Genomic DNA, 22,146 nt, shown 5'->3' with positions numbered 1-22,146 from the left:
ATAAAAGTAAATAAAAAACGCTCCCCAATTTGGAAAGCGTTGTAATTTGATTTTTGAAGAGCCTTAATAACTCCACATATCTTGTTCCAAGTTTCTGATTTTTTCTTTGATCCGCTGCGATTCTAGAAGTTGCATCAGTGCATTTTCAGAAATGTAATCATTGATGTCTCGATCTTCATAAACGTTATCTTCTTTGTAAATGTAAGCTGAGAAGCGTCTTGAGTTTATTAAATGATCAAAAGTAATGGGTTTTGACGTGTTTTTATCATTGAAAGCCATTGCTTTGTGCAAGTAAGTCCGGGCATCCGGATAAAAAATCCAAAATAATTCGACGTATTCTGGCTTCATATTTGGGTCGTTGAATTCCTTCATATTTGCCTTAGAACGTGGAGTAATAACTATAGGTGCTATAGCAATTGGACGGTAACGCAGATCAGATTGTCGCTTATCAAAATACCAAACACCTTTAATTCTGTACTTTACAACATCGGCATACCCAAATATTTCTTCTGAATATTCTTCCTCAGAAAGAAGATTATTATCAAAAATCAGTTCTTCCATTTTGGATTCGTATTCGTTGTATTCGTCATCATTTAACAAAGATTCATCAATATTGGCGTACTCTCCAACATCTACCCCTTTAAGTATCAAAAATTGTTCTTTAGTCCCAGCTTCATTAGTAATTCGTTCCAAACCAATATTGTCGTCTGAATCACCTGGTCGAATTTTTCTGTATGTCCGCTTTCTATTCAGGTCTTCAAGTGATAAGATTTCTTTAAAATTATCCTTTTTGTACACAGGAAAGTCGCCTTCTAAAGCTGATTTTAAAAGGAAATGAATAAGTGGTCTTCGTTCATTTCCTACAACCAAAGTATCAATCGGATAATACATAGGGAAATTGACACGCTCATCAAGATTGATCTCTTCCCATATAGTTTTCGAGAACAAAACATCTTTGTCGCTGATATATCCATATGCAAGCGGTGATTCATCAGAGTCAACCTCATCAAAGGCATTGGCTATCCCAATTTCGTCTGGCGATTTTGCATTAAGAATATTGGCCTGACTAAACACCAAGAGTGGTAAAAAGAAAATGAACAGGGGTAAACGATTCATAATATTAATTTGTTAATTTTATAGTTATTGCAGATGCAGGTTTTATGGGAACATTTACCCCTTTAACTCTGACCTTAATATTGTCAATAATTACCATAGAACGTCTAGGTGAATTATTTATCAAATCTTTTGCGATTTGGTTCATTCTATTTCCAGAAACAGTAATAGTTTCTCCCAAAACAGTTAAATCAAATGCAGAAACTGTTGGTTCTAAATCGTAAACGAAATCTCCAAAGTCTGCTAGTACACGCGAAGTAGTAACATCACGCTTATTTAGTTTAATTGATCCACTCTTACCGGCAATTTTTCCTTCTGGACTAGGAATATTCTTGATTCTAAAAGATTTTTTTGAAACCTCTTTTTTACCATCATCAAGTGTTGCTGTAACGCTGACGATTAGGTTATTACTTCCAGCGGGTGGGTTGATAAAGTATTTACCCTGTCCTCCAGCTTTTCGCAATCCAGGTGCAGAAACAGAAACTTTATTATCAGAAACACCAGCAAATGAAATCGTCATGGGGTTTTCTAAACCTCGGTAAAGCACATTCATTTTATCCGCTGCAACAGAAGCTTCTTTTGGGCGTGGTACTACGACATAATTCCCTACAATTGGAATTTCTAATGGCTTACCATCTTCAAGAAAAGTAAATTGTCCATCAATAGATTTTTCTCCAATATTACCAACATTGAAGTCAAGAGTTGCTGCACCTGTAGAATCAATTGCACTAGCAACATTAATTTCTTGACCTTGAACAACCAATTTAGTAGGCGTTACATTGGCATATTTCCCTAAAACTACTTTCCCTTGAAACTTTTCTCCTGCAAAAAATGCAGATTTGTCAGCTAGAACGATGGCTTGATAGTTTTTCAGTGAAACAGCTTCAGTAAGAGTATTCCCTAAAAAGAGGTTGAACATACTGGCTTCTGTGACTTTAACATCATTTTGCATGGCTGTTAACTTTGTGTAAGAAGCAATCGCTGGGAATCCTTTGTAATTATAATCCAACCAATCGATTTTTTTTCCGTCTTTATTAGTAACTTCAGAAGTACTGAATCTTCTGTCAAATCGTTCAACGGCTTTTTTGTATTTAACATCAGACCCTAAAACTTCTTTAACATCTGCCTTATATTGTTCAATTTTTGCCAATACTGCTGCACCTGCTTTTGTCAATCGATCTCCAGTAAACCACATTTCGTCTAAAATGTCTGTCTTATCCATAGACTCAAAAGGCAACTTCCCTGTTTCTGGTACTATAGAATATCCTCCATTTTTTAGAAGATCAACTTTTAATGTTTCAATATATCTGTAGAATTCATCCGATATGATATTGATTTGCTGTGCTTTGTTGGCTGCAACTGCAAATTCCTCAGGTTTCTCATCCCCTTTGGTAATCAAATCTGAGAGAAGTGCTTCGTTGGTTTCTGATGTTGTCACATTAGACTCAGCAAATTTTGCTTCCATGAGGCCAAACGCAGAAAGTACTTCTTTGGACATATTCATGGCCATCATCGCGATGAAGACCAAATACATCAAGTTTATCATTTTCTGTCTTGCAGATACTTTTCCTCCTGCCATAATAATTAGTTTTTTTGGTTATTTATATAATAGCTCTGTGAAACTAATTATTTATTATTCATTGCAGAAAGCATACCACCATACACTCCATTTAGAGAAGATAAGTTTGAAGACAATGATTCCATTTGCTCTTTCAACTTAATTGCATTTTCAATTGATTCCGCATTGATCTCGGCTTGTTTGTTGGCACTTTCCAACTGTGCTTTATAAAGATTGTTTATAGACTCCATTTGAGCAGTTGCCTTGGTCATTTCTTCGTTGTAACGGTTGGTTGCCCCAGCAGACCCATCCATGGAGGAGGCAGTAGCGTTTAAGTTTTTGATGTTTTCGCCAAGACTTTTGACGAGTGCACCATCTATTTGAGCTTCTTTGAGTAATGCGTCTAATTTTTTAGTTAAAATCCCCTCTGGTGATTCTTTTTTTCCTGCTTTTGCAGAAGAGCTGCCTCCAGTAAGTTCAGGATATACTAAAGACCAATCTAGATCTCCTTTTTGACGTTCAAAAGCTGAGTATGTAAATACTGCAGCTTCAACGATCATCCCAAGAGTTAGTATTTCAGAACCATAAGGCCAATGTTGAATTTTAAAAAGTGCACCTACAATTACAATTGCAGCTCCTAGTCCGTAGACCATATTGGTGATTGTGATTTTACCTTCTTGTGCCATAGTTATATTTTTTTAATTAGAGTTAAATTAGTTTTTTTAAAAAGTTGTTAGTTTGTTGCATCATTTGCGGTAGCATCTGTCCCCAAGTAGTCTTGTACTGTGCGAAATCCTATAAAACTTCTAGCCGAATCGGCATGCTCATAGTCTCTTGTACTGACTTGTAAATAATAAGCTACATCTTTCCATGATCCCCCACGAACGACTTTGCGCGGGTTTTCTTTATTGTTTACATTCGGATTAAATGATGCGGTATATTCATATGAAGAGGCATCATAGGAAGAATTAACCCATTCCGAAACATTCCCTGCCATATTCCATAAATTATAATCGTTGGGCTCATAGGCATCCGCCTCTACCGTGTAAAGCGCTTGATCTGCTGCGTAATTTCCTCTTAATGGTTTGAAATTTGCTAGGAAACAGCCTCTGTCATTTTTTGCATAAGGGCCTCCCCATGGAAAAGCAGCTCCGCGTAAGCCTCCTCTTGCAGCATATTCCCATTCTGCTTCAGAGGGTAAACGAAACATATTTACATTTGGTTTTCCTTTGGACTTTTGGTAACCGTTTTTGTACAACGAGCGCCATTGACAAAAGGCATCGGCTTGCTCCCAAGTAATCCCTACAACGGGATAATCTCCATAAGCCTCATGCCAAAAATAATCATTGTGCATGGGCACGTTATAGGCATATTCAAAGTCGCGGATCCAAACAGTTGTATCTGGATAAACTTTTACAGGGTATTTTTCAATAAAATCACTTCGCTTCAATAAACCTTTATATTTAGCAGCTTCTTCAATATCCATGTAAGTGTACTCAAATTCAAATTGCTCTACATCCCAAGTCCGTTGGCCATTGTACCACTCATCAGGTGGTAAGTACATCCCATCCATGACTTCAGCATAAAGTTCGTCGGGATAGTCTTCAGTGTCAAAAATAAGATCGACATCATTGTTTATTTTTCGTTGTTCATCGCCATAGGTGTCGAGCATATAGCGCTGGTAAGGGGTCAAATCCTCAGGATCTCCAGCATCGAGGTAAGCATACTCACCAATACCTTCATCATCAGGGCCTTTACCTTCTAAATCCGCCATTTCGGCAAGTTTTTCTCGTAGTATAGAATCTCTTACCCAATGTACAAACTGGCGGTATTCACTGTTTGTAATTTCAGTTTCATCCATGTAAAAAGAACGGACCGTAACAGTTTTCGTAGGTGCATCTTGCAAATCTACAATATCATCATCTGATTTACCCATTACAAAAGCACCACCGGGGATGAGACTCATTCCGTAGGGCTTCTCTGGATGCCAACGCTTACCTTTAACGCCAACAAGTTCGCCTTTGTCTTTGGAACCGCAGCTGCTCATGATAACTAATACCAATATTAAATATGTGATTTTTTTCATAAGTATGTCTGTAGAGGTCTTCCTCTGTATTTTAAAGTTCGTAAACTTATCTATATATTTTCAGATTTACAACTTTTTTTAGCTGAATAATCTTAATAAAACCTTAAACTATTTCTTTTTCTTACAGCTTTTTGCATGCTTTATACCAGCGCTCAGGAATATTTCCTTTGATTGCTTGCTCGTAATCTTCATGCATACAGGCTAATAACGAGTATTTTTTATTTTTAGTATTGGAAAAAGACAAAAATGGGGTTTGAATCCACCAGCGCCCAGTTTTTAAACTCTTGAAAAACACCAATTCCTGACCTTCAACTAGAACAGTGTATTTATTAAAATCCTTCGTACTTTCAAAATTATCGTCTTGGACACGGCAATTAAAGCCTTCAATGAAATACCACAACATCTGAGAAATAAGCATAGAGCTGGATTCATCGTCAGCAGATGGGTTATATTCGTATATTCCAAAAGAGCTAACGCGATTGCTTATACCAGCGTATCGAGATATGGCGCAAATTTCTTTTCCATCAAAGCCATTAGGCGAATATTTTTGTTTAATACTTACTTCTGATGATTTGACAGACTTTAAATCAACTGTCACCAAATCAGCATCCCGAAGTACAGGCTCAGCAGTTTTAATATTTTTATTGACATCCCCTAAACGATAATATTCAAAATACAGCTTTTCCATTAAGTCTATTTCTTCTTGAGCGTTAAAATAAGTTTGATACCCAAGAGCGGTATAATTAAACAAGTTATAAGGTTTTTCGAGAATAACTTTACCTATGTAGCTTGAATTGGTTATCGGTTTAGAGGAATCCCCTAAATCAAAGCTTTTATCAACGTTTACAATATTAATCATAGGCTTAACAGTGTCGTAAGCACGATAATTTGCATAAGTAAGATCTTGACTTCCTCCGATTACTACTGGTATAATCTTGTTTTCCAATAGCGTTTTGATAAGTTCTGTTACCGCGAAATAAGTATCTTCAACTGAAGCTCCATTTTTTATATCACCAAGATCTGCTATTGATGTATTCCAATTTCCTGGAAATAACGAATAAAAGGATTTTCGCACTTCAGATAATTCAAAGGACTGACCAATGTGGTCTACTGAGTTTCGTGTTTCTAAAACACCAAAAATAGCAATGCTTACCCCATCAAGACTTGGTGTAGATTGTTTGGTATGAAGAATTATTTTTCTCCCCAAAGACTGGAAATGAGACAATTCAATAGACTCAACCAAACGATCTGAAATTGGAGAAAGCGTATTAAAGTCCATTTATTATTTCTTTTTTTTACGGCTTTTTGCGGATTTTTTTGGCGTCTTTTTTTCTAAAATAGCCTTAACATCATCCAAAGTAAGTTTGGCAGCATCTACAGATTTTGGAAGCTCAATTTTTGTTTTACCTTTTATTATATTATGGCGCCCCCAACGCGCTTTTTCCACACGAATACCTTCGTCTTCCCAATCGTGTACGATTTTATCAATTTCTTTCTGAATTTTATCTTTAATCAAGGTCTCAATATCTTCTGAGGATAAGTTATCCCAATCATATTTTTTATTGACGTTAATAAACATGTTATTCCACTTTATGAAAGGACCGAAACGGCCTTTACCTTTCTGAACTGGAAGTCCTTCATATTCGTAAATAGGTGCGTCAGCCTTAGCTTTTTCGTTGATCAATTCAACAGCCTCGTCCAATTCTACACTCAAAGGATCAACCCCTTTGGGAAGAGAAATAAATTTCTTACCGTGCTTGACATAGGGGCCAAATCGACCATTATTTACCAATACGTCCTCACCATCATAAACACCCAAATCTTTTGGGAGTTTGAATAAATCTAGAGCTTGCTCAAATGTTATGGAGCTCAATTGCAAGGTTGGTGGAACGCTAGCAAAAACCTGTTTTTCCTCATCATCAGCTTTTCCAATTTGCGCCATTGGACCAAACTTCCCTAAACGAACACTGAGTTGACGGCCTGTGGATGGATCTGTCCCTAAAATTCGCTCTCCAGATTCACGATTTGCGTTTTCGCGTACATCTTCTACTTGGGTATGAAATGATCCGTAAAAAGATTTCATCATTTTAGTCCAATCTGCCTTGCCCGAGGCAATATCATCGAAATCTGCTTCAACCTTAGCGGTGAAATTATAATCCAAAATGGCCTCAAAATGATTCACTAAAAAATCAGTAACAATCATTCCAATATCCGTTGGCACCAACTTGCCCTTATCAGAGCCGTAGTTTTCTGATAATATTTCTTCCGCAACATTGTTCGCCTTCAGTGTAAGCAAACGGTATTGCCTTTGTTGCCCTTCGATACTTCCTTTTTCTACATAATTACGATTCTGTATGGTAGAAATCGTAGGCGCATAAGTAGAAGGTCGACCAATACCAAGTTCTTCAAGTTTTTTTACTAAAGAGGCTTCGGTAAAACGATAAGGAGGACGTGAAAATCGCTCAGTAGCTATGATGTAGTTATTGGACAAATGCTCGTTAAGTGCCATTGCTGGTAGCATTCCCTCTTGTTCGGCGTTCTCATCGTCGGTTCCTTCAAGATAGACTTTTAAAAATCCATCAAATTTTATCACCTCTCCATTGGCTGTAAACAGCTTGTCGTGGTTTGAAGTTGCAATTTTAACATTGGTACGCTCCAGTTGTGCCTCGCTCATTTGAGATGCTATTGCACGCTTCCAAATTAACTCATACAAACGCGCTTGATCGCGTTCTAAATTGACAGAGTGTGTTGAAAAATTCGTTGGCCTTATGGCTTCATGAGCTTCCTGAGCCCCTTTGGATTTGCCTTTGAAGTTGCGCGTTTTACTGTAATTTTCTCCGTAAGCAGAAATAATTTCTTTGGCTGCAGCATCTCGAGCGTCTTGTGATAGATTTACACTGTCCGTTCTCATGTATGTAATTAAACCTGCTTCGTACAAGCGTTGCGCCATATTCATTGTCTTACTAACCGAAAAGTATAATTTTCTAGCTGCTTCCTGCTGGAGGGTTGACGTTGTAAAAGGGGGTGCTGGAGATTTCTTAGCCGGTTTTTTGTCCAATGCTGATACTGAAAAGTCTGCATTTTTGTTAAGTTCCAAAAATGCTTTAGCGTCTTGCAGCGTATCGAATGGTTTTGATAAGCGCGCTTTGAAAGGTTGGTCCTTGGCAGTGGTAAAAGAAGCATCAATTTTGAAGCTCGCCGAGGGTTCAAATTCTTGTATTTCGCGTTCTCTTTCTACAATCAATCGAACAGAGACAGACTGAACTCTACCTGCAGACAAACCTCCTTTTACTTTACGCCATAAGACGGGTGAAAGTTCGTACCCTACAATGCGGTCCAACACACGTCTTGCTTGCTGAGCATCCACTAAATCGTAATCTATACTGCGCGGGTTCAGGACAGCTTTTTGAATCGCTGTCTTTGTTATTTCATGAAAAACAATGCGTTTTGTTTTGGCCTTGTCCAATTTTAAGGTCTCTGCCAAATGCCAAGCAATGGCTTCTCCCTCGCGGTCCTCATCACTAGCTAACCAAACAGTTTCGGCCTTTTTTGCCAATTCTCTAAGCTTTTTAACAAGCGGTTTTTTGTCTTTTGAAACTTCATATTTAGGCTTGAAATCTCCTTCAACATCTACACCCAATTCTTTGGAAGGTAAATCGGCGATGTGTCCAAAACTAGACTCCACTTTAAATTCTTTACCAAGAAATTTCTCAATCGTTTTTGCCTTTGCAGGCGACTCGACAATCACAAGGTTTTTGGCCATAATTCATTTTATTGAGGCAACAAATGTAGTCGAATTTTTCAATTTTGTTTTTTAATTTTTTCCCAAAATTATTTTTTTAATCAAAAATTGCTCACTTTTAGACTAGTGGATTATTGATGATATAATCTGATAATCAATTTTTTATCATTGTGTTTGACTATTGTCAAAAGAAATTATTTTTTTGTACAAAACATAAATTGGCATTTGTAAAAAGCAACCAAAAAATAAAGAACCAAGTCCACAAGTCAATAAAATTAGCACATAGAGCGCTATGATATTTAGCAAGCTAATCAAAAAAGTAATTCCCCATTTCTTATGGCCTAGGGCAAAAGATGATTTTAGCACTTCAGAAATTGAAAGCTCAGGATTGTAAACAAAAATTGGAGTCACAAACATAAGAGGAATTACAACATAAAAAACAGGAAATACACAAAGAAGTAATGCCAAAATTACAACAGCAACATTAGCTAAAACCACCAAAAGAGCTTTTTTTATTCTCTCGGTGTTAAAAAAATAGAAAAAGTCTAATGTTTTGAAATCTTCGCCTATATCCATTTGTCGAATTACTCTGAAAAATCCAAAAGTCAAAAAAGAAGATACAATAGCTAAGACTATAGAAAGACCGTAATAAAAGACCGCTTCTGTTCCAAATTGAAGCGGTACAGAATTGTTAGAAAAATCTGAAAAGTTGATAAAATTGAAAAACAATAGCGGTAAACTCAACGCAATTGTAATCAATTGAAGTAGGAAACCTTGCAACCAAACTTTTTTGAATACTGCAATAGATTCGTTAAATAAATCTCCAAAGTCAACACTTGGGGCTTCACTAATTTTTTTTGAAATGGTGTCAAATGATCTCATTGTCGAATTTTATAGAAAAATCAAATTAAAACTAATTTTAATTCAAATTCAGTAAATACAACATGACACTTTGTCATAAAAAGAAATTTATTGTATCTTTGCCTACTTATTGTTCCAGATTGAATAAATGAAAAGTATGGAGAACGTTATTGACGAAAACAAACAAGGCACTTCGCTGAAATTAGCCTCAAAGCCTGATAATACCAAAAAACTATATATAGAGAGCTACGGCTGTCAAATGAATTTTAGCGATAGTGAGATTGTGGCTTCAATTCTGCATAAAGAGGGCTTTAACACAACTTCTCAACTCGAAGACGCAGACTTAGTTCTTGTCAATACCTGTTCGATTCGTGACAAAGCAGAGCAAACCGTTCGAAAACGTCTGGAAAAATATAATGCAGTAAAACGTCAGAATCCAAAAATGAAAGTTGGTGTACTTGGCTGTATGGCAGAACGACTAAAAAGTAAATTTCTTGAAGAAGAAAAAATTGTGGATCTTGTTGTCGGCCCTGATGCATACAAAGATTTACCAAACTTAATAGCTGAGGTAGAAGAAGGAAGAAATGCAGTAAATGTCATTCTATCCAAAGACGAAACTTATGGAGATATTGCCCCAGTTCGTTTAAACTCAAATGGTGTTTCAGCCTTTGTTTCCATCACCAGAGGTTGCGACAATATGTGTACATTCTGTGTGGTGCCCTTTACTAGGGGGCGAGAACGCAGTAGAGAACCGCAGAGTATTTTGGAAGAAATTAAAGACCTTGCAAACAGAGGGTTTAAAGAAGTTACGCTTTTAGGACAAAATGTTGATAGTTTTTTGTGGTACGGAGGTGGTATGAAAAAAGACTTTGCTAAAGCATCGGATTTGCAAAAAGCTACAGCTGTTGATTTTGCAGCTCTACTAGAACTTTGCGCTAAAGCTCAACCAAAAATGCGTTTTCGCTTTTCGACTTCAAATCCGCAAGACATGTCCCTAGATGTAATCAAAACAATGGCTAAGTACAATAATATATGTAATTACATTCACCTTCCCGTACAAAGCGGAAGTGATCGTATCCTTAAAGAAATGAATCGCCAACATACTCGTGCCGAATATTTTGAGCTCATTGATAACGTCAACAAATTACTTCCAGACTGCTCTATTTCACATGACATCATCTGTGGCTTCCCTACAGAGACTGAAGAAGACCATAAAGACACACTGAGTCTAATGGAATATGTTAAGTATAGTTTTGGTTATATGTTTGCCTACTCAGAACGCCCAGGTACTCTTGCAGCACGAAAACTGGATGATGACATTCCAGAAAAGGTGAAAAAAAGACGATTAAGCGAAGTCGTTGAACTCCAGCAAAAACACAGTCTAATTAGAAGTAAAGCATTTTTAAACCAAGAAACTGAGGTGCTTATAGAAAAAACGTCTAAGAAATCTGACTCTGAATGGTCAGGAAGAAACCCGCAAAACACTACTGTTGTTTTCCCTAAAGAAAACTATAAAATTGGTGATTTTGTCATGGTGAAAGTTGAAGATTGCACAAGTGCCACCCTCAAAGGGAAGGCCATCGGATATTCAAAAAATATGTAGGCTATGGAAAATGTCCAATCTATAAAACAACGCTTTGCCATTATCGGAAACGATAAAGGCCTAAACCGTGCTCTTGAAAAAGCAATTCAAGTGGCGCCAACAGATATCTCTGTTTTGGTAACAGGGGAGAGTGGTGTTGGAAAAGAAGTGATTCCAAAAATAATACACCAGTTATCACACCGAAAACACGGGAAATACATTGCTGTTAACTGTGGTGCAATCCCAGAGGGAACCATAGATAGTGAGCTTTTTGGACACGAAAAAGGTGCGTTTACTGGTGCTACCCAAACTCGTTCTGGCTATTTTGAAGTAGCCGATGGTGGGACTATTTTTTTGGATGAAGTGGGAGAGCTACCCCTGACCACACAGGTGCGCTTGTTGCGTGTTCTTGAAAATGGAGAATTCATTAAAGTTGGTTCAAGTAAGGTTCAAAAAACAGATGTACGCATTGTGGCAGCTACAAACGTCAACATGTTTGAAGCCATTGAAAAAGAGAAATTTCGAGAAGATTTATACTACCGCCTCAGTACCATTGAAATTTCCATTCCAGCACTTAGAAAAAGAAAAGAAGACATCCATTTATTGTTTAGAAAATTTTCAAGTGATTTTGCATTAAAATATAAAATGCCCACTATTCGATTGGATGACAATGCTGTTCAACTGTTACAAAACTACCGCTGGTCAGGAAATATCAGGCAGTTAAGGAATGTTGCAGAGCAAATTTCAGTTCTAGAACCCTCAAGATCAATAGATGTAACAATACTTAAAAGTTATTTGCCAAATTTTGGAAGTCAATTCCCGGCAGTCATCAAAAAAGATAAAAAAGAGAGTGATTTCACTACTGAGCGCGAAATTCTCTACAAAGTTCTTTTTGACATGAAGAGCGATTTAAATGATCTGAAAAAGCTGACAATGGAACTGATGCAAAACGATAATTACAAAGACGTTCAGGATAAAAACGAACATTTAATTCAAAAAATCTACAGCGAAGATTCTTCCCCAAGCACTGCTCAAGAAGACCAAGTTTTGGCGCTTTCTGCTCCAAATACTGATGAGCATTCAGTCGAAATTATTGATACTGCAGAAAAATTTGACTTTATTGAGGACATTGAAGAAGAGGAAGAAACATTATCTTTACACGATAAAGAAATTGAGTTGATTAAAAAATCGTTGGAAAGACATAATGGCAAACGAAAGCTAGCTGCAGACGAACTTGGTATTTCTGAGCGCACTTTGTACCGAAAAATAAAACAATATGACTTGTAAAACAATACGCATTGGCTTATTCTTAGGGTTAACTATTACGTTTTTTGGCTGTGGTGCTTATTCATTTACCGGTATTTCGATTGATAGTGAAACCAAAACCTTTCAAGTCAACTATTTTCAAAACACGGCTAACCTCATTGAGCCAGGAATTGAACGCGACTTCACCCTAGCACTTCAAGATATAATACTGAACCAAACCAATTTAGACCTTGTTAAATCTAACGGTGATATAATTTACGAAGGGGAAATTGTAGAATACCGCATATCGCCAACCACGGCTACCGCTAGTAATACGGCAGCTCAAAACAGATTGACCATTAGTATCAATGTGCGCTTTATAAATACCAATGATGATGAAGCTGATTTTGAAAAGCGCTTTTCATTTTTTTATGACTATGCAGGAAGCGCTCAGCTCATTGGCGCACAAAAAACGACTGCCATCACAGAAATTTATGATCGTCTAACACAAGATATAATTAACGCTTCTCTAGCAAACTGGTAGTATGAATACAGTGAATTTAACAAAACTACTTCATTCTCCTTCAGCCCTGAAGAAGAAGCACATGGCTTCAATTGAATCGATTATTGAGGAGTTTCCCTATTTTCAATCTGTGCGCGCATTGTACCTAAAAAGCCTTAAAAATAGTGACAGTTATAAATACAACAAAACATTAAAAACTACAGCAGCATACACAACCGATCGCAGTATTTTATTTGACTTTATCACCTCGGATGTCTTTTTACAGAACACAACATCTGAGCAAATAAAAAATAATCATGAGGGGATAAAAATGCTGGATGTAAGCGATTTTCAAGATATTTCCAATCAATCTTCAAATTTAGCAGCCAATCTGAATTCGGAAACTGAAATTCAACAAGCCTCAGCGCATCCAAAAAGCAATGCTTCGGACTTGCTTAACATTGGCACACCTCTTGATTTTGACAAAAAAGATACTCACTCCTTTTCCCAGTGGCTTCAATTGACCAAAGTTCAACCTATTGATCGGTCTAATGAAGAAAACAAGACAAACGACAAACAAAGTAAAAACTTTGACTTGATAGACGCCTTTATCGCCAAAAATCCAAAAATAAAACCAGTACAAAATGATGGGGTTTTTAAAAATATAGCTGAAAATACTGCGCCAGAGACTGAACAACTGATGACTGAGACTTTGGCTCGAATTTACGTGGAGCAGAAAAACTACGATAGGGCTATTCAATCCTACACTATTTTAAGTTTGAAATATCCAGAAAAAAGTAGTTTATTTGCAGACCAAATTAAAGCATTAAAAAAATTACAAGAAAAAAATAAAAACTCATGAGTACGTTTTCAATATTTTTGATATTAATAGTCATCGTCGCTTTTTTATTAGTTGTAGTGATTATGGTACAAAACCCTAAAGGCGGTGGATTGTCTTCATCATTTGGCGGTGGTGGGGGTCAGCAACTTGGCGGTGTAAAAAAAACTACAGATTTTTTAGATAAAAGCACGTGGGCATTAGCCACATTACTTCTAGCTCTAATCCTAGCTTCTAATATTGCTATTGGCGGTTCAGAAGCCGAATTAGAATCTAAGGCTTTAGACCCTGAAAGCACAACAACAGTTCCAGCTGAAGACCTTCCTGCAGAAGCAATTCCTCTGACTGATGAAGAGTCTAATTAAGACTCAATAAAACATTAAAAAATGTCAACGTAGCGTTGACATTTTTTTTTCACTGAAAGTTTGTCAGTTGCGTTGTAATGGCATAATTTTAGTAAAATAGTAATCCGAAAACAATTTAAAAAAATAATTATGGCTTTAAAAATTAAACCTTTAGCAGACAGAGTTCTTATTGAACCTATGGCTGCAGAAACAAAGACTGCTTCTGGAATTATCATACCTGATAATGCAAAGGAGAAGCCGCAAAAAGGTAAAGTTGTTGCTGTTGGTAGTGGCACAAAAGATGAGAAAATGACTGTTAATGTAGGCGATACCGTTCTATATGGAAAATATGCTGGAACAGAGCTCAAGCTTGATGGTCAAGATTACTTAATAATGCGCGAAAGCGATATACTCGCTATTGTTTAATTCATAAAAATATAAAAATGGCAAAAGATATTCAATTTGATATAGATGCACGCGATGGCCTCAAAAGAGGGGTTGATGCACTTGCCAATGCCGTGAAAGTCACGCTTGGCCCTAAAGGAAGAAATGTAATTATCAGTAAAAGCTTTGGAGCACCACAAGTCACAAAAGATGGTGTTTCTGTTGCTAAAGAGGTAGAACTTGAAGATGCTCTTGAAAATATGGGCGCACAGATGGTTAAGGAAGTTGCCTCTAAAACTAATGATTTGGCTGGAGATGGAACCACGACTGCTACAGTTTTAGCTCAGGCTATAGTAAAAGAAGGGCTGAAAAACGTAGCTGCCGGAGCCAACCCAATGGATCTTAAAAGAGGAATAGATAAAGCAGTAGAATCTATAGTAGCAGATTTAGAAAAACAAGCAAAAAAAGTAGGAAATTCATCAGAGAAGATCATGCAAATTGCTTCTATTTCTGCAAATAATGATAATACTATTGGCGAACTCATTGCTAAAGCCTTTGGAAAGGTTGGCAAAGAGGGAGTCATCACCGTTGAAGAAGCCAAAGGAACAGACACCTATGTGGATGTTGTTGAAGGTATGCAGTTCGATCGTGGATACCTCAGTCCATATTTTGTAACTGATTCCGATAAAATGATTGCCGATCTTGAAAATCCGTACATTTTGTTATTTGATAAGAAAATTTCTAATCTTCAGGAAATCCTTCCAATTTTGGAACCTATTGCCCAATCTGGAAGACCACTGCTTATTATTGCCGAGGATGTTGAAGGTCAAGCCCTAGCAACTTTGGTCGTAAACAAGCTTCGTGGAGGTTTAAAAATTGCTGCCGTAAAAGCACCTGGTTTTGGCGATAGACGTAAGGCGATGTTAGAAGATATAGCAATCTTAACTGGTGGTACAGTTATTTCCGAAGAACGCGGATTCTCTCTTGAAAATGCAGATTTAGAAATGCTAGGAACTGCTGAAACGGTAACTATTGATAAGGACAACACTACAATAGTAAATGGATCTGGAAAGGCCTCAGACATCAAAGCGCGAGTCAATCAAATAAAAAGCCAGATTGAAAGTACTACAAGTGATTACGATAGAGAAAAGCTTCAAGAGCGCTTGGCTAAATTAGCTGGTGGGGTCGCTGTTCTTTATGTTGGTGCAGCTAGTGAAGTCGAAATGAAAGAAAAGAAGGACCGTGTAGACGATGCCTTGCATGCCACACGTGCTGCAGTTGAAGAAGGTATTGTTGCAGGTGGTGGCGTTGCACTTGTTCGTGCACAAAAAACACTAGAAAAAATCACTAATGTTAATCTTGATGAGGTTACTGGAATTCAAATAGTTTCTAGAGCGATAGAAGCACCATTACGTACTATTGTTGACAACGCTGGAGGCGAAGGAAGCGTTGTTATCAACAAAGTTCTAGAAGGCAAAGGAGATTTTGGCTACGATGCCAAGGCAGATACTTATGTAGACATGCTAAAAGCAGGAATCATTGATCCAAAGAAAGTAACACGGGTTGCTTTAGAAAATGCTGCATCTGTAGCGGGGATGATTCTTACTACTGAATGCGCCCTAATAGACATCAAAGAAGACGCTCCTGCAATGCCCCCAATGGGTGGCGGAGGAATGCCTGGAATGATGTAATTTATAAGTAAACTATAAAAAAAAGCGCTTCCATTTGAAGCGCTTTTTTTATGAAATCAAATTAGTTTGATTTATGATCAGCCTTGATTTGCTCATCTCGATACTTACAACACGGATGCAGATCGTTATAAGCCTCATCGGTTGCCTTAAAGCCCTTAGAATCGTGACCGACTTGAGCTACTTTTGACTTAATAGTCGTTATATCCACTTTTCGTTCATCAAAGATCAAATTCAAATTATGAGTTTCTACATTCCAAACCGCAGATTTAACCCCTTTAACCTTAAGGCAAGCTTTTTCAATTCTTTTTTTGCACATCATGCAAACACCATCGACTTCAAAGTTAGCTTTAGCATTTTTATTTTGCGCAAATCCTATGGAAGTTAACATCGTAAATAGTATAGTATATTTTATTGTTTTCATTGTTATTATTTTATTTTATTTAATTTAAATCGTAATCCAGTATAGTACATGCTTCCAAATATTGGGCCGTACACAAAAGTACTATCAAAATTTGATCCAAATGGATCGTCAGGACTTAAAATAGGATTATTTTGCCTTGTATTTGTTATATTTTCGCCCCCAATGTAAACCTCGAATTGATCTGAAAAAACCCTAGTTAATTGCAGATTAAGCGTCGAAAACGAAGGTGAATAGTTGGGCAAACGAAATTCTTCAGTACTTTGTATTGTTGATGGAAAACGTTGCGCGCCCAACCAATTGAAGGTACTGTCAAATTTCCAAAGACGCCCCATATCGGTCGCTTTGGACTGATAGGACACATTTGCAAAAATACGATGCTTTGGGGTAAGCGGTTGCTCCAATTCACCATTGTTATATTGTGTCTTTATATCGTAATATTTGTATGCAGATTTAAAATCCAAGCGATCGATTGGGGTGTAGTTAAATTCAAACTGCAAACTATGCGCATGACTATTACCGTCAAGGTTATAAAAATTAACTTCTGTTGGTGTTTCATAATCAACTACAACCTGATTTTGAAAATCTGTTTTATAATAATCCAGTGCCACATCGGCTTTACGTTCAAACAACACAAATCCTTGTAAAAAAGATACTCCGTAATTCCATGCAATCTCAGGATTTAAGCCATAAATAGGGCCATTACTATCCAAAATATTGATGCTTCGAGAAGACGCAAAGAGCTTTTGATTCTCTGTAAAAATATTGGCCGAACGTTTTCCACGGCCAAAAGAAAAGCGCAAAGCGGACTTTGCCCAAGGCGTATATCTTGCGTGTAAGCGCGGCGTGACGAAAGTCCCCATAAGATTGTGGTAATCTACGCGTACTCCAGCTGTTAGGTTGAGGTTGTCTAAATTATCGAATGAATATTCGAAAAATCCACCAAGCGAATTTTCTATTCTAGAATAATTAAATGCATTTACAAACTCTACATAAGCGTCATGTGAGAAACTAATTCCTGTTTTGACTTTATGGCGCGAATCGCTTATAATGGAGTTGTAAACTAAATTAGAGTAAAAACTTCTGTGTGCAATGTCATATTTCCTATTACCGAAATAAGAATCTTGTTTATGATAACTGTAGGCCATTTGAAGTCCCAAACTTTGATATGGAAGTTCAGGGTTTACATAGCCAATTTTAGCTGAAAGCTCATGTCGTATTGTGTTCACTTCGCTTCCCCAAACACTGCCTCCGTATTTGTGGAGTGAAGGATTATAAGCAATTTGACCAGACTGTTTTTGATCGTCCAAAAAACGTATATTTAAAAAGCTAATCAACCCCTTTTCAGTATTGAGGTATTGCCACCTATTCATAATGTTAATTTGATTGCCAACAGGAAGATCTAAAAAAGAATCATCGTTGTTATCAAATTTCTCTCCACGTTTGTCAGCATGTATATATACTCCAGAACTCCATTTGTCGGTCAACTTAACATTGAAATGTGTATTGAGTTCAAGACGTCCATTTACTGAGCCATATGCATTTACAAATAGCTTATTGTCGGTCAATGGTTTGACCAATTCCGCATTAATCTGACCAACAATACTTTCGAAGCCATTGGTAACACTTCCAGCACCTTTTGTGAGTTGGATACTTTCTACCCAAGTTCCAGGGATAAAACTTAGACCATAAGCCTGGGCTGCGCCTCTAACATTGGGCACGTTCTCAGTAGTAATTAAGATGTAGGGACTGGAAAGACCCAACATTTTGATTTGCTTGGTTCCAGAAATTGCATCAGAAAAATTTACGTCTATGGACGGATTGGTTTCAAAGCTTTCTGAAAGATTACAACAAGCCGCTTTTAACAATTCATCACTACTTATAGTCATAATATTTTGAGCGGCAAGATATGAAGTGGCTGTCGCTTTTTTTCGCGTTTTTATAGTGACCTCACTTAAATCGTCTGTAGGCAACAATATGACTTTTATGAAATCAGAGGATCCATCAACATCTATTGTAACGGTTTTATATCCAATATAGCTGATAATTAGTTGTTTGTACGAGGTGTTATAGGGTAGTGTGAAATTTCCATCTAAATCTGAAATGGTACCAATGGAAGTTCCTTTCCAAATAACATTAGCTCCAGAAACAGAAAGTTGTGTGCCATCTGATGATGGACTCATAATTATTCCCTCAATTTTGTCTTGGGCAAAAATGAAAATTGGCAAGAAATAAATGAAGCAAAAAAGATTTTTCATTGTAAGTTTTTTAGATTATTTTTTAGAAAATTAAGTACAGAAGACGGTACTAAACAAACATCCAAAATCATTTGGATGACTGAAAATTAATCCAATATCAGATGAGAAAAACTTGATCTCTCACTTGAATATCTGTAATGAGAGGTGGGGGAACATGGGTTATGTATGAACCTTTCGTCGTGTTTTTATAAATATAATCAACTGGAATACTTATTGTTGATTCAAACACAAAATAGGAAAGTGTCGAAAATGGCGACGAGAGTGCCTTCTCGTACTCGTTAAACCCTTCGACTGTAATAGCAAGAATTGAACAACAAGAGGTTTGAAAAAGCTGTGAATTTTTATCAATTGTACGAACAAAGCCACAGCAACTTTCAATTGCTGAATCAGCGGAGGCTTCAGCCGTGTACGGCTGACAAGGATTCTTTTCTACCTTGAAAGAAAATGAAGCCAACACCACGGCGAGTGCCATAAATAAAGATGCTATTTTAAAACATAAACTTGTTTTCATATTACAAAGTTATGAATTTCTATAAAACTTGGGATTCTAATGCTTTTGAATTATAAGAATTTTGACAATTATTTTATTTCCAATCAATTAGTAAATCATTGAATAGCACTCGATCTTCAATAAATTGTGTGGATTGAGTTCCTTCTTTGTGGTATTTAAATGACAAAGGAAAAGCTATGATAACTTTTGTTTCAGGCACAACGCCTTTGAAAATATATGTGCATTTTAACGGCTTATCCCTCAAAAGTTTTACATATGCCCCTGAATAACCACTATTCGTATTTTCTTTTGATCCAAAAATAACTTTATTGAGTAGAACTTCATCGCCACCAGCCTGAATTATAGATTTTACTTTTGTAATCATTTTATCTATGTTAACGCCTTTGTTTGTAAAAAGCACATCCATTTTGACTGTTTGAGTTTTTTTATCGCCTACAACCTTTAACAACTTAACATTGATTTGATTTGATTGAAATTCGTTCTCAAAAGGCTCAAACCATACAACTTGCTTTCGTTCTAAAATCTGATTAATCAATGTTTGATTTTCAGCCTCCAGAGTTTGACAATCATGCGCAAAGGAATATGAGGCCATCATTAGCAATAGTGTGATTAATTTATTTTTCACTGTTTAAAATTCTTCATATAATACATCAACAATAACAATCATCCACACTTAAGACACAATTTTTTCAATTTGGTCACATATTTCTTTATCTTTTTTACACAAAACCTATGTATGATGTTAGTCTGTTTTTTTCAAGCAGATGGAATTATATTAATTTTCAATTTGAAAAAGAAGCTTGTTCAATTTTAACTTTAGAAAACATTCAATAATTACTGCTTGCATTGAGTCAAGTCTTCAATTGATTTAATATTTTTACCAAAATTTATCACATGAGTTTTAGAGGTTTAAAATCAAAAGTAAAATCGTTAGTTGATAATGCGCAAAACGTTGAGCAAACATTACTACTCATATGCGAGTTATTAAAATCGGAAATCCCCTATTACGATTGGGTGGGGTTTTATTTTAAAAATGGAGATAAGAAAGAGCTCAAATTAGGTCCCTATGCTGGTTCAGCAACGGATCATACAATTATTCCATTTGGCAAAGGAATTTGTGGACAGGTAGCCGTAAGTAATAAAAATTTTGTAGTCCCTGATGTAAAAGCGCAAGACAATTACATTGCTTGTAGCTTGACCGTAAAATCTGAAATCGTTATACCCGTATTTGTAAATGGAGAAAACATCGGGCAAATTGATATTGACTCCAATACTTTGAATCCTTTCACCAAAGAAGATGAAGAATTTTTAGAGTTTGTTTGTGCAAAAGTAGCTGTACTGCTCTAGATGTTAATAACTCTTGAATTTGTTCAAAAATTATAGTTATTTTAGTGAAGTTCAAGATGAAATTTGAGCTTTATTTCCCTATTTTTGAAGCTTACAATTTTCATCAAAAATGAACCAAAACAAAACAATTTCCTCAGCTTTAATCTCTGTATTTAGCAAAGATGGCCTTGCTCCTATAGTTCAAAAATTAGATGAACTAGGAGTTACGATCTATTCAACGGGAGGCACACAGAAGTTTATCAATGATCTTGGGGTAAATGTTGTCCCAGTAGAAGAAGTAACGGACTACCCCTCCATTCTTGGCGGTAGAGTCAAAACCTTACATCCCAAAATATTTGGCGGTATTCTGAATCGGCAAACAACGCCTACAGATATTGAGGAAATGGAACGTTTTAATATTCCTCAAATTGACTTAGTTATCGTCGATCTTTATCCATTCGAAAAAACAGTGGCTTCTGGTTCAAGCCATCAAGATATAATAGAAAAAATTGATATTGGTGGCATTTCGCTCATTCGCGCAGCAGCCAAAAACTACAAAGACGTTCTTTGTGTTTCTTCAGTAGGAGATTATACAGAACTCCTGAATTTAATATCAAAGGATAATGGCGTAATTTCATATGAAGATCGCCAACGTTTTGCTGCAAAATCTTTCAATATATCATCCCATTACGATACGGCAATTTTTAATTATTTCAATCAGAACAGTGAAGAAGTTGTTTTAAAACTAAGTGAACAAAATGGAAAAACCTTGCGCTACGGGGAAAACCCCCACCAACAAGGGTTTTTCTTTGGAGATTTTGACGCTATGTTTGAAAAATTGCACGGAAAAGAACTGAGTTACAATAACTTACTCGATGTTGATGCTGCCGTCAATTTAATGAACGAATTTCGTAATGAAGCACCAACATTTGCTATACTAAAGCACAACAATGCTTGTGGGCTGGCTCAACGAGATTCCCTACACAAGGCCTATACAGATGCGCTGGCAGGTGATCCAGTTTCAGCTTTTGGAGGCGTTTTAATCTGCAACACTGAAGTAGACTTATCTACAGCAGAAGAAATTCATAAACTCTTTTGTGAAGTCGTCATTGCACCAAGTTTTAGTGATGATGCTTTAGCTGTTCTAAAAGGAAAAAAGAACAGAATTTTACTAATTCAAAAACTAAACGAGTTGCCCAAAAGCTCTATCAGAACTTGTCTTAATGGTTATTTAGTACAAGACAAGGATGGAATCACAGATGCTATCGATATGCTCGAAACCGCAACTACTTCAAGTCCAACAGAACAACAAACTGAGGATTTATTATTTGCTTCTAAAATATGTAAACACACCAAATCAAATACTATTGTTTTGGCAAAAAATAAACAACTGTGTGCAAGCGGAACTGGACAAACAAGTAGAGTCGATGCCTTAAATCAAGCTATTCACAAAGCAAAATCATTTGATTTTGATTTGCAGGGGGCCGTGATGGCAAGTGATGCGTTTTTTCCATTTCCGGACTGTGTAGAGATTGCCGATAAAGCAGGTGTCACGGCTGTAATTCAGCCAGGAGGGTCTATCAAAGATCAATTGAGTATCGATTATTGCAACGAAAATAAAGTGGCTATGGTTTTCACAAAAACACGTCATTTTAAACATTAAAAAAATGCTGATTTGGAGATTAAC

General features: G+C 36.6%; 20 protein-coding genes. 9 read left to right on the top strand and 11 right to left on the bottom strand.

The features are described 5' to 3' along the window. Nucleotides 1–63 precede the first annotated feature (63 nt). The 7 genes from gldN to FORMA_RS07095 all read right to left on the bottom strand — a co-directional run bounded on the left by gldN (nt 64) and on the right by FORMA_RS07095 (nt 9,381). On the bottom strand, nt 64–1,116 hold the full coding sequence (gldN, locus tag FORMA_RS07125; protein WP_069675013.1) for a type IX secretion system ring protein PorN/GldN: 1,053 nt from the start codon (nt 1,114–1,116) through the stop codon (nt 64–66). A gap of 4 nt (nt 1,117–1,120) precedes the next feature. Further along, nucleotides 1,121–2,692, bottom strand: coding sequence for a type IX secretion system motor protein PorM/GldM (gene gldM / locus FORMA_RS07120; RefSeq protein ID WP_069675012.1), 1,572 nt, complete (start codon nt 2,690–2,692; stop codon nt 1,121–1,123). A gap of 47 nt (nt 2,693–2,739) precedes the next feature. Continuing rightward, nucleotides 2,740–3,357, bottom strand: a complete 618-nt coding sequence (gene gldL / locus FORMA_RS07115; RefSeq protein WP_069675011.1) for a type IX secretion system motor protein PorL/GldL — start codon at nt 3,355–3,357, stop codon at nt 2,740–2,742. A 47-nt stretch (nt 3,358–3,404) separates the two neighbouring features. After that, nucleotides 3,405–4,757, bottom strand: coding sequence for a type IX secretion system lipoprotein PorK/GldK (gldK, locus tag FORMA_RS07110; protein ID WP_069675010.1), 1,353 nt, complete (start codon nt 4,755–4,757; stop codon nt 3,405–3,407). Nucleotides 4,758–4,878: 121 nt separating this feature from the next. Continuing rightward, nucleotides 4,879–6,036: a formimidoylglutamase gene (locus FORMA_RS07105; RefSeq protein WP_069675009.1), complete on the bottom strand. Its 1,158-nt coding sequence runs from the start codon at nt 6,034–6,036 to the stop codon at nt 4,879–4,881. Between the two features lie 3 nt (nt 6,037–6,039). After that, nucleotides 6,040–8,520 (bottom strand): type I DNA topoisomerase, encoded by a 2,481-nt coding sequence (gene topA / locus FORMA_RS07100; protein ID WP_069675008.1) that lies wholly within the window; start codon nt 8,518–8,520, stop codon nt 6,040–6,042. 144 nt (nt 8,521–8,664) lie between these two features. Further along, entirely contained in the window at nt 8,665–9,381 is a 717-nt protein-coding gene (locus FORMA_RS07095) for a hypothetical protein (protein WP_069675007.1), read from the bottom strand. Nucleotides 9,382–9,517: 136 nt separating this feature from the next. Here FORMA_RS07095 and miaB point away from each other — a divergent pair, with 136 nt between their 5' ends. The 7 genes from miaB (at nt 9,518) to groL (ending at nt 15,946) form a co-directional block, all read left to right on the top strand. Then, nucleotides 9,518–10,963, top strand: coding sequence for a tRNA (N6-isopentenyl adenosine(37)-C2)-methylthiotransferase MiaB (miaB, locus tag FORMA_RS07090; protein ID WP_069675475.1), 1,446 nt, complete (start codon nt 9,518–9,520; stop codon nt 10,961–10,963). Between the two features lie 3 nt (nt 10,964–10,966). Continuing rightward, on the top strand, nt 10,967–12,229 hold the full coding sequence (locus tag FORMA_RS07085) for a sigma-54 interaction domain-containing protein (RefSeq protein ID WP_069675006.1): 1,263 nt from the start codon (nt 10,967–10,969) through the stop codon (nt 12,227–12,229). Next, nucleotides 12,219–12,731 carry an LptE family protein gene (locus FORMA_RS07080; protein WP_069675005.1) on the top strand — a complete coding sequence of 171 codons (513 nt, stop codon included), beginning with the start codon at nt 12,219–12,221 and terminating at the stop codon, nt 12,729–12,731. The genes FORMA_RS07085 and FORMA_RS07080 overlap by 11 nt, the downstream gene beginning before the upstream one ends. A 1-nt stretch (nt 12,732) precedes the next feature. Then, on the top strand, nt 12,733–13,551 hold the full coding sequence (locus FORMA_RS07075; protein WP_069675004.1) for a hypothetical protein: 819 nt from the start codon (nt 12,733–12,735) through the stop codon (nt 13,549–13,551). Further along, on the top strand, nt 13,548–13,892 hold the full coding sequence (gene secG, locus FORMA_RS07070) for a preprotein translocase subunit SecG (protein WP_069675003.1): 345 nt from the start codon (nt 13,548–13,550) through the stop codon (nt 13,890–13,892). Before FORMA_RS07075 ends, secG begins: the two co-directional genes overlap by 4 nt. A gap of 129 nt (nt 13,893–14,021) precedes the next feature. Further along, nucleotides 14,022–14,297: a co-chaperone GroES gene (locus FORMA_RS07065; protein ID WP_069675002.1), complete on the top strand. Its 276-nt coding sequence runs from the start codon at nt 14,022–14,024 to the stop codon at nt 14,295–14,297. Between the two features lie 17 nt (nt 14,298–14,314). Beyond that, nucleotides 14,315–15,946, top strand: a complete 1,632-nt coding sequence (gene groL, locus FORMA_RS07060) for a chaperonin GroEL (RefSeq protein ID WP_069675001.1) — start codon at nt 14,315–14,317, stop codon at nt 15,944–15,946. A gap of 61 nt (nt 15,947–16,007) precedes the next feature. Here the strand turns inward: groL and FORMA_RS07055 are convergent, their stop codons facing one another. The 4 genes from FORMA_RS07055 to FORMA_RS07040 form a co-directional block, all read right to left on the bottom strand. Next, nucleotides 16,008–16,334, bottom strand: coding sequence for a heavy-metal-associated domain-containing protein (locus tag FORMA_RS07055; RefSeq protein WP_231924976.1), 327 nt, complete (start codon nt 16,332–16,334; stop codon nt 16,008–16,010). A 38-nt stretch (nt 16,335–16,372) separates the two neighbouring features. Then, nucleotides 16,373–18,622, bottom strand: a complete 2,250-nt coding sequence (locus tag FORMA_RS07050) for a TonB-dependent receptor plug domain-containing protein (protein ID WP_069674999.1) — start codon at nt 18,620–18,622, stop codon at nt 16,373–16,375. A 97-nt stretch (nt 18,623–18,719) separates the two neighbouring features. After that, nucleotides 18,720–19,133: an HYC_CC_PP family protein gene (locus tag FORMA_RS07045; protein WP_069674998.1), complete on the bottom strand. Its 414-nt coding sequence runs from the start codon at nt 19,131–19,133 to the stop codon at nt 18,720–18,722. 73 nt (nt 19,134–19,206) lie between these two features. Then, a complete protein-coding gene (locus tag FORMA_RS07040; RefSeq protein ID WP_157506048.1) occupies nt 19,207–19,758 on the bottom strand; it encodes a hypothetical protein in 552 nt (183 codons plus the stop codon). 269 nt (nt 19,759–20,027) lie between these two features. Between FORMA_RS07040 and FORMA_RS07035 the strand changes: the two genes are divergently transcribed. Both FORMA_RS07035 and purH read left to right on the top strand, forming a co-directional pair. Beyond that, nucleotides 20,028–20,480 (top strand): GAF domain-containing protein, encoded by a 453-nt coding sequence (locus FORMA_RS07035; RefSeq protein WP_069674996.1) that lies wholly within the window; start codon nt 20,028–20,030, stop codon nt 20,478–20,480. A gap of 109 nt (nt 20,481–20,589) precedes the next feature. Further along, on the top strand, nt 20,590–22,122 hold the full coding sequence (purH, locus tag FORMA_RS07030) for a bifunctional phosphoribosylaminoimidazolecarboxamide formyltransferase/IMP cyclohydrolase (RefSeq protein WP_069674995.1): 1,533 nt from the start codon (nt 20,590–20,592) through the stop codon (nt 22,120–22,122). The last annotated feature ends 24 nt before the right edge of the window (nt 22,123–22,146 follow it).

Source organism: Formosa sp. Hel3_A1_48, from assembly GCF_001735715.1.
Taxonomy (GTDB): Bacteria; Bacteroidota; Bacteroidia; order Flavobacteriales; family Flavobacteriaceae; genus UBA3537.
The sequence above is the reverse complement of the archived record's forward strand: the minus strand, read 5'-3'. Positions and strand labels throughout refer to the sequence as shown.

What these genes read in the sequence shown, in the direction of transcription:
- FORMA_RS07075 (WP_069675004.1), top strand. Translation starts at nt 12,733, where the DNA reads ATGAATACAGTGAATTTAACAAAACTACTTCATTCTCCTTCAGCCCTG.
- FORMA_RS07035 (WP_069674996.1), top strand. Translation starts at nt 20,028, where the DNA reads ATGAGTTTTAGAGGTTTAAAATCAAAAGTAAAATCGTTAGTTGATAAT.
- gldK (WP_069675010.1), bottom strand. Translation starts at nt 4,757, where the DNA reads ATGAAAAAAATCACATATTTAATATTGGTATTAGTTATCATGAGCAGC.
- FORMA_RS07045 (WP_069674998.1), bottom strand. Translation starts at nt 19,133, where the DNA reads ATGAAAACAAGTTTATGTTTTAAAATAGCATCTTTATTTATGGCACTC.
- groL (WP_069675001.1), top strand. Translation starts at nt 14,315, where the DNA reads ATGGCAAAAGATATTCAATTTGATATAGATGCACGCGATGGCCTCAAA.
- miaB (WP_069675475.1), top strand. Translation starts at nt 9,518, where the DNA reads ATGGAGAACGTTATTGACGAAAACAAACAAGGCACTTCGCTGAAATTA.
- FORMA_RS07105 (WP_069675009.1), bottom strand. Translation starts at nt 6,036, where the DNA reads ATGGACTTTAATACGCTTTCTCCAATTTCAGATCGTTTGGTTGAGTCT.
- gldL (WP_069675011.1), bottom strand. Translation starts at nt 3,357, where the DNA reads ATGGCACAAGAAGGTAAAATCACAATCACCAATATGGTCTACGGACTA.
- secG (WP_069675003.1), top strand. Translation starts at nt 13,548, where the DNA reads ATGAGTACGTTTTCAATATTTTTGATATTAATAGTCATCGTCGCTTTT.
- purH (WP_069674995.1), top strand. Translation starts at nt 20,590, where the DNA reads ATGAACCAAAACAAAACAATTTCCTCAGCTTTAATCTCTGTATTTAGC.
- FORMA_RS07085 (WP_069675006.1), top strand. Translation starts at nt 10,967, where the DNA reads ATGGAAAATGTCCAATCTATAAAACAACGCTTTGCCATTATCGGAAAC.
- FORMA_RS07050 (WP_069674999.1), bottom strand. Translation starts at nt 18,622, where the DNA reads ATGAAAAATCTTTTTTGCTTCATTTATTTCTTGCCAATTTTCATTTTT.
- gldM (WP_069675012.1), bottom strand. Translation starts at nt 2,692, where the DNA reads ATGGCAGGAGGAAAAGTATCTGCAAGACAGAAAATGATAAACTTGATG.
- gldN (WP_069675013.1), bottom strand. Translation starts at nt 1,116, where the DNA reads ATGAATCGTTTACCCCTGTTCATTTTCTTTTTACCACTCTTGGTGTTT.
- FORMA_RS07055 (WP_231924976.1), bottom strand. Translation starts at nt 16,334, where the DNA reads ATGTTAACTTCCATAGGATTTGCGCAAAATAAAAATGCTAAAGCTAAC.
- topA (WP_069675008.1), bottom strand. Translation starts at nt 8,520, where the DNA reads ATGGCCAAAAACCTTGTGATTGTCGAGTCGCCTGCAAAGGCAAAAACG.
- FORMA_RS07065 (WP_069675002.1), top strand. Translation starts at nt 14,022, where the DNA reads ATGGCTTTAAAAATTAAACCTTTAGCAGACAGAGTTCTTATTGAACCT.
- FORMA_RS07080 (WP_069675005.1), top strand. Translation starts at nt 12,219, where the DNA reads ATGACTTGTAAAACAATACGCATTGGCTTATTCTTAGGGTTAACTATT.
- FORMA_RS07095 (WP_069675007.1), bottom strand. Translation starts at nt 9,381, where the DNA reads ATGAGATCATTTGACACCATTTCAAAAAAAATTAGTGAAGCCCCAAGT.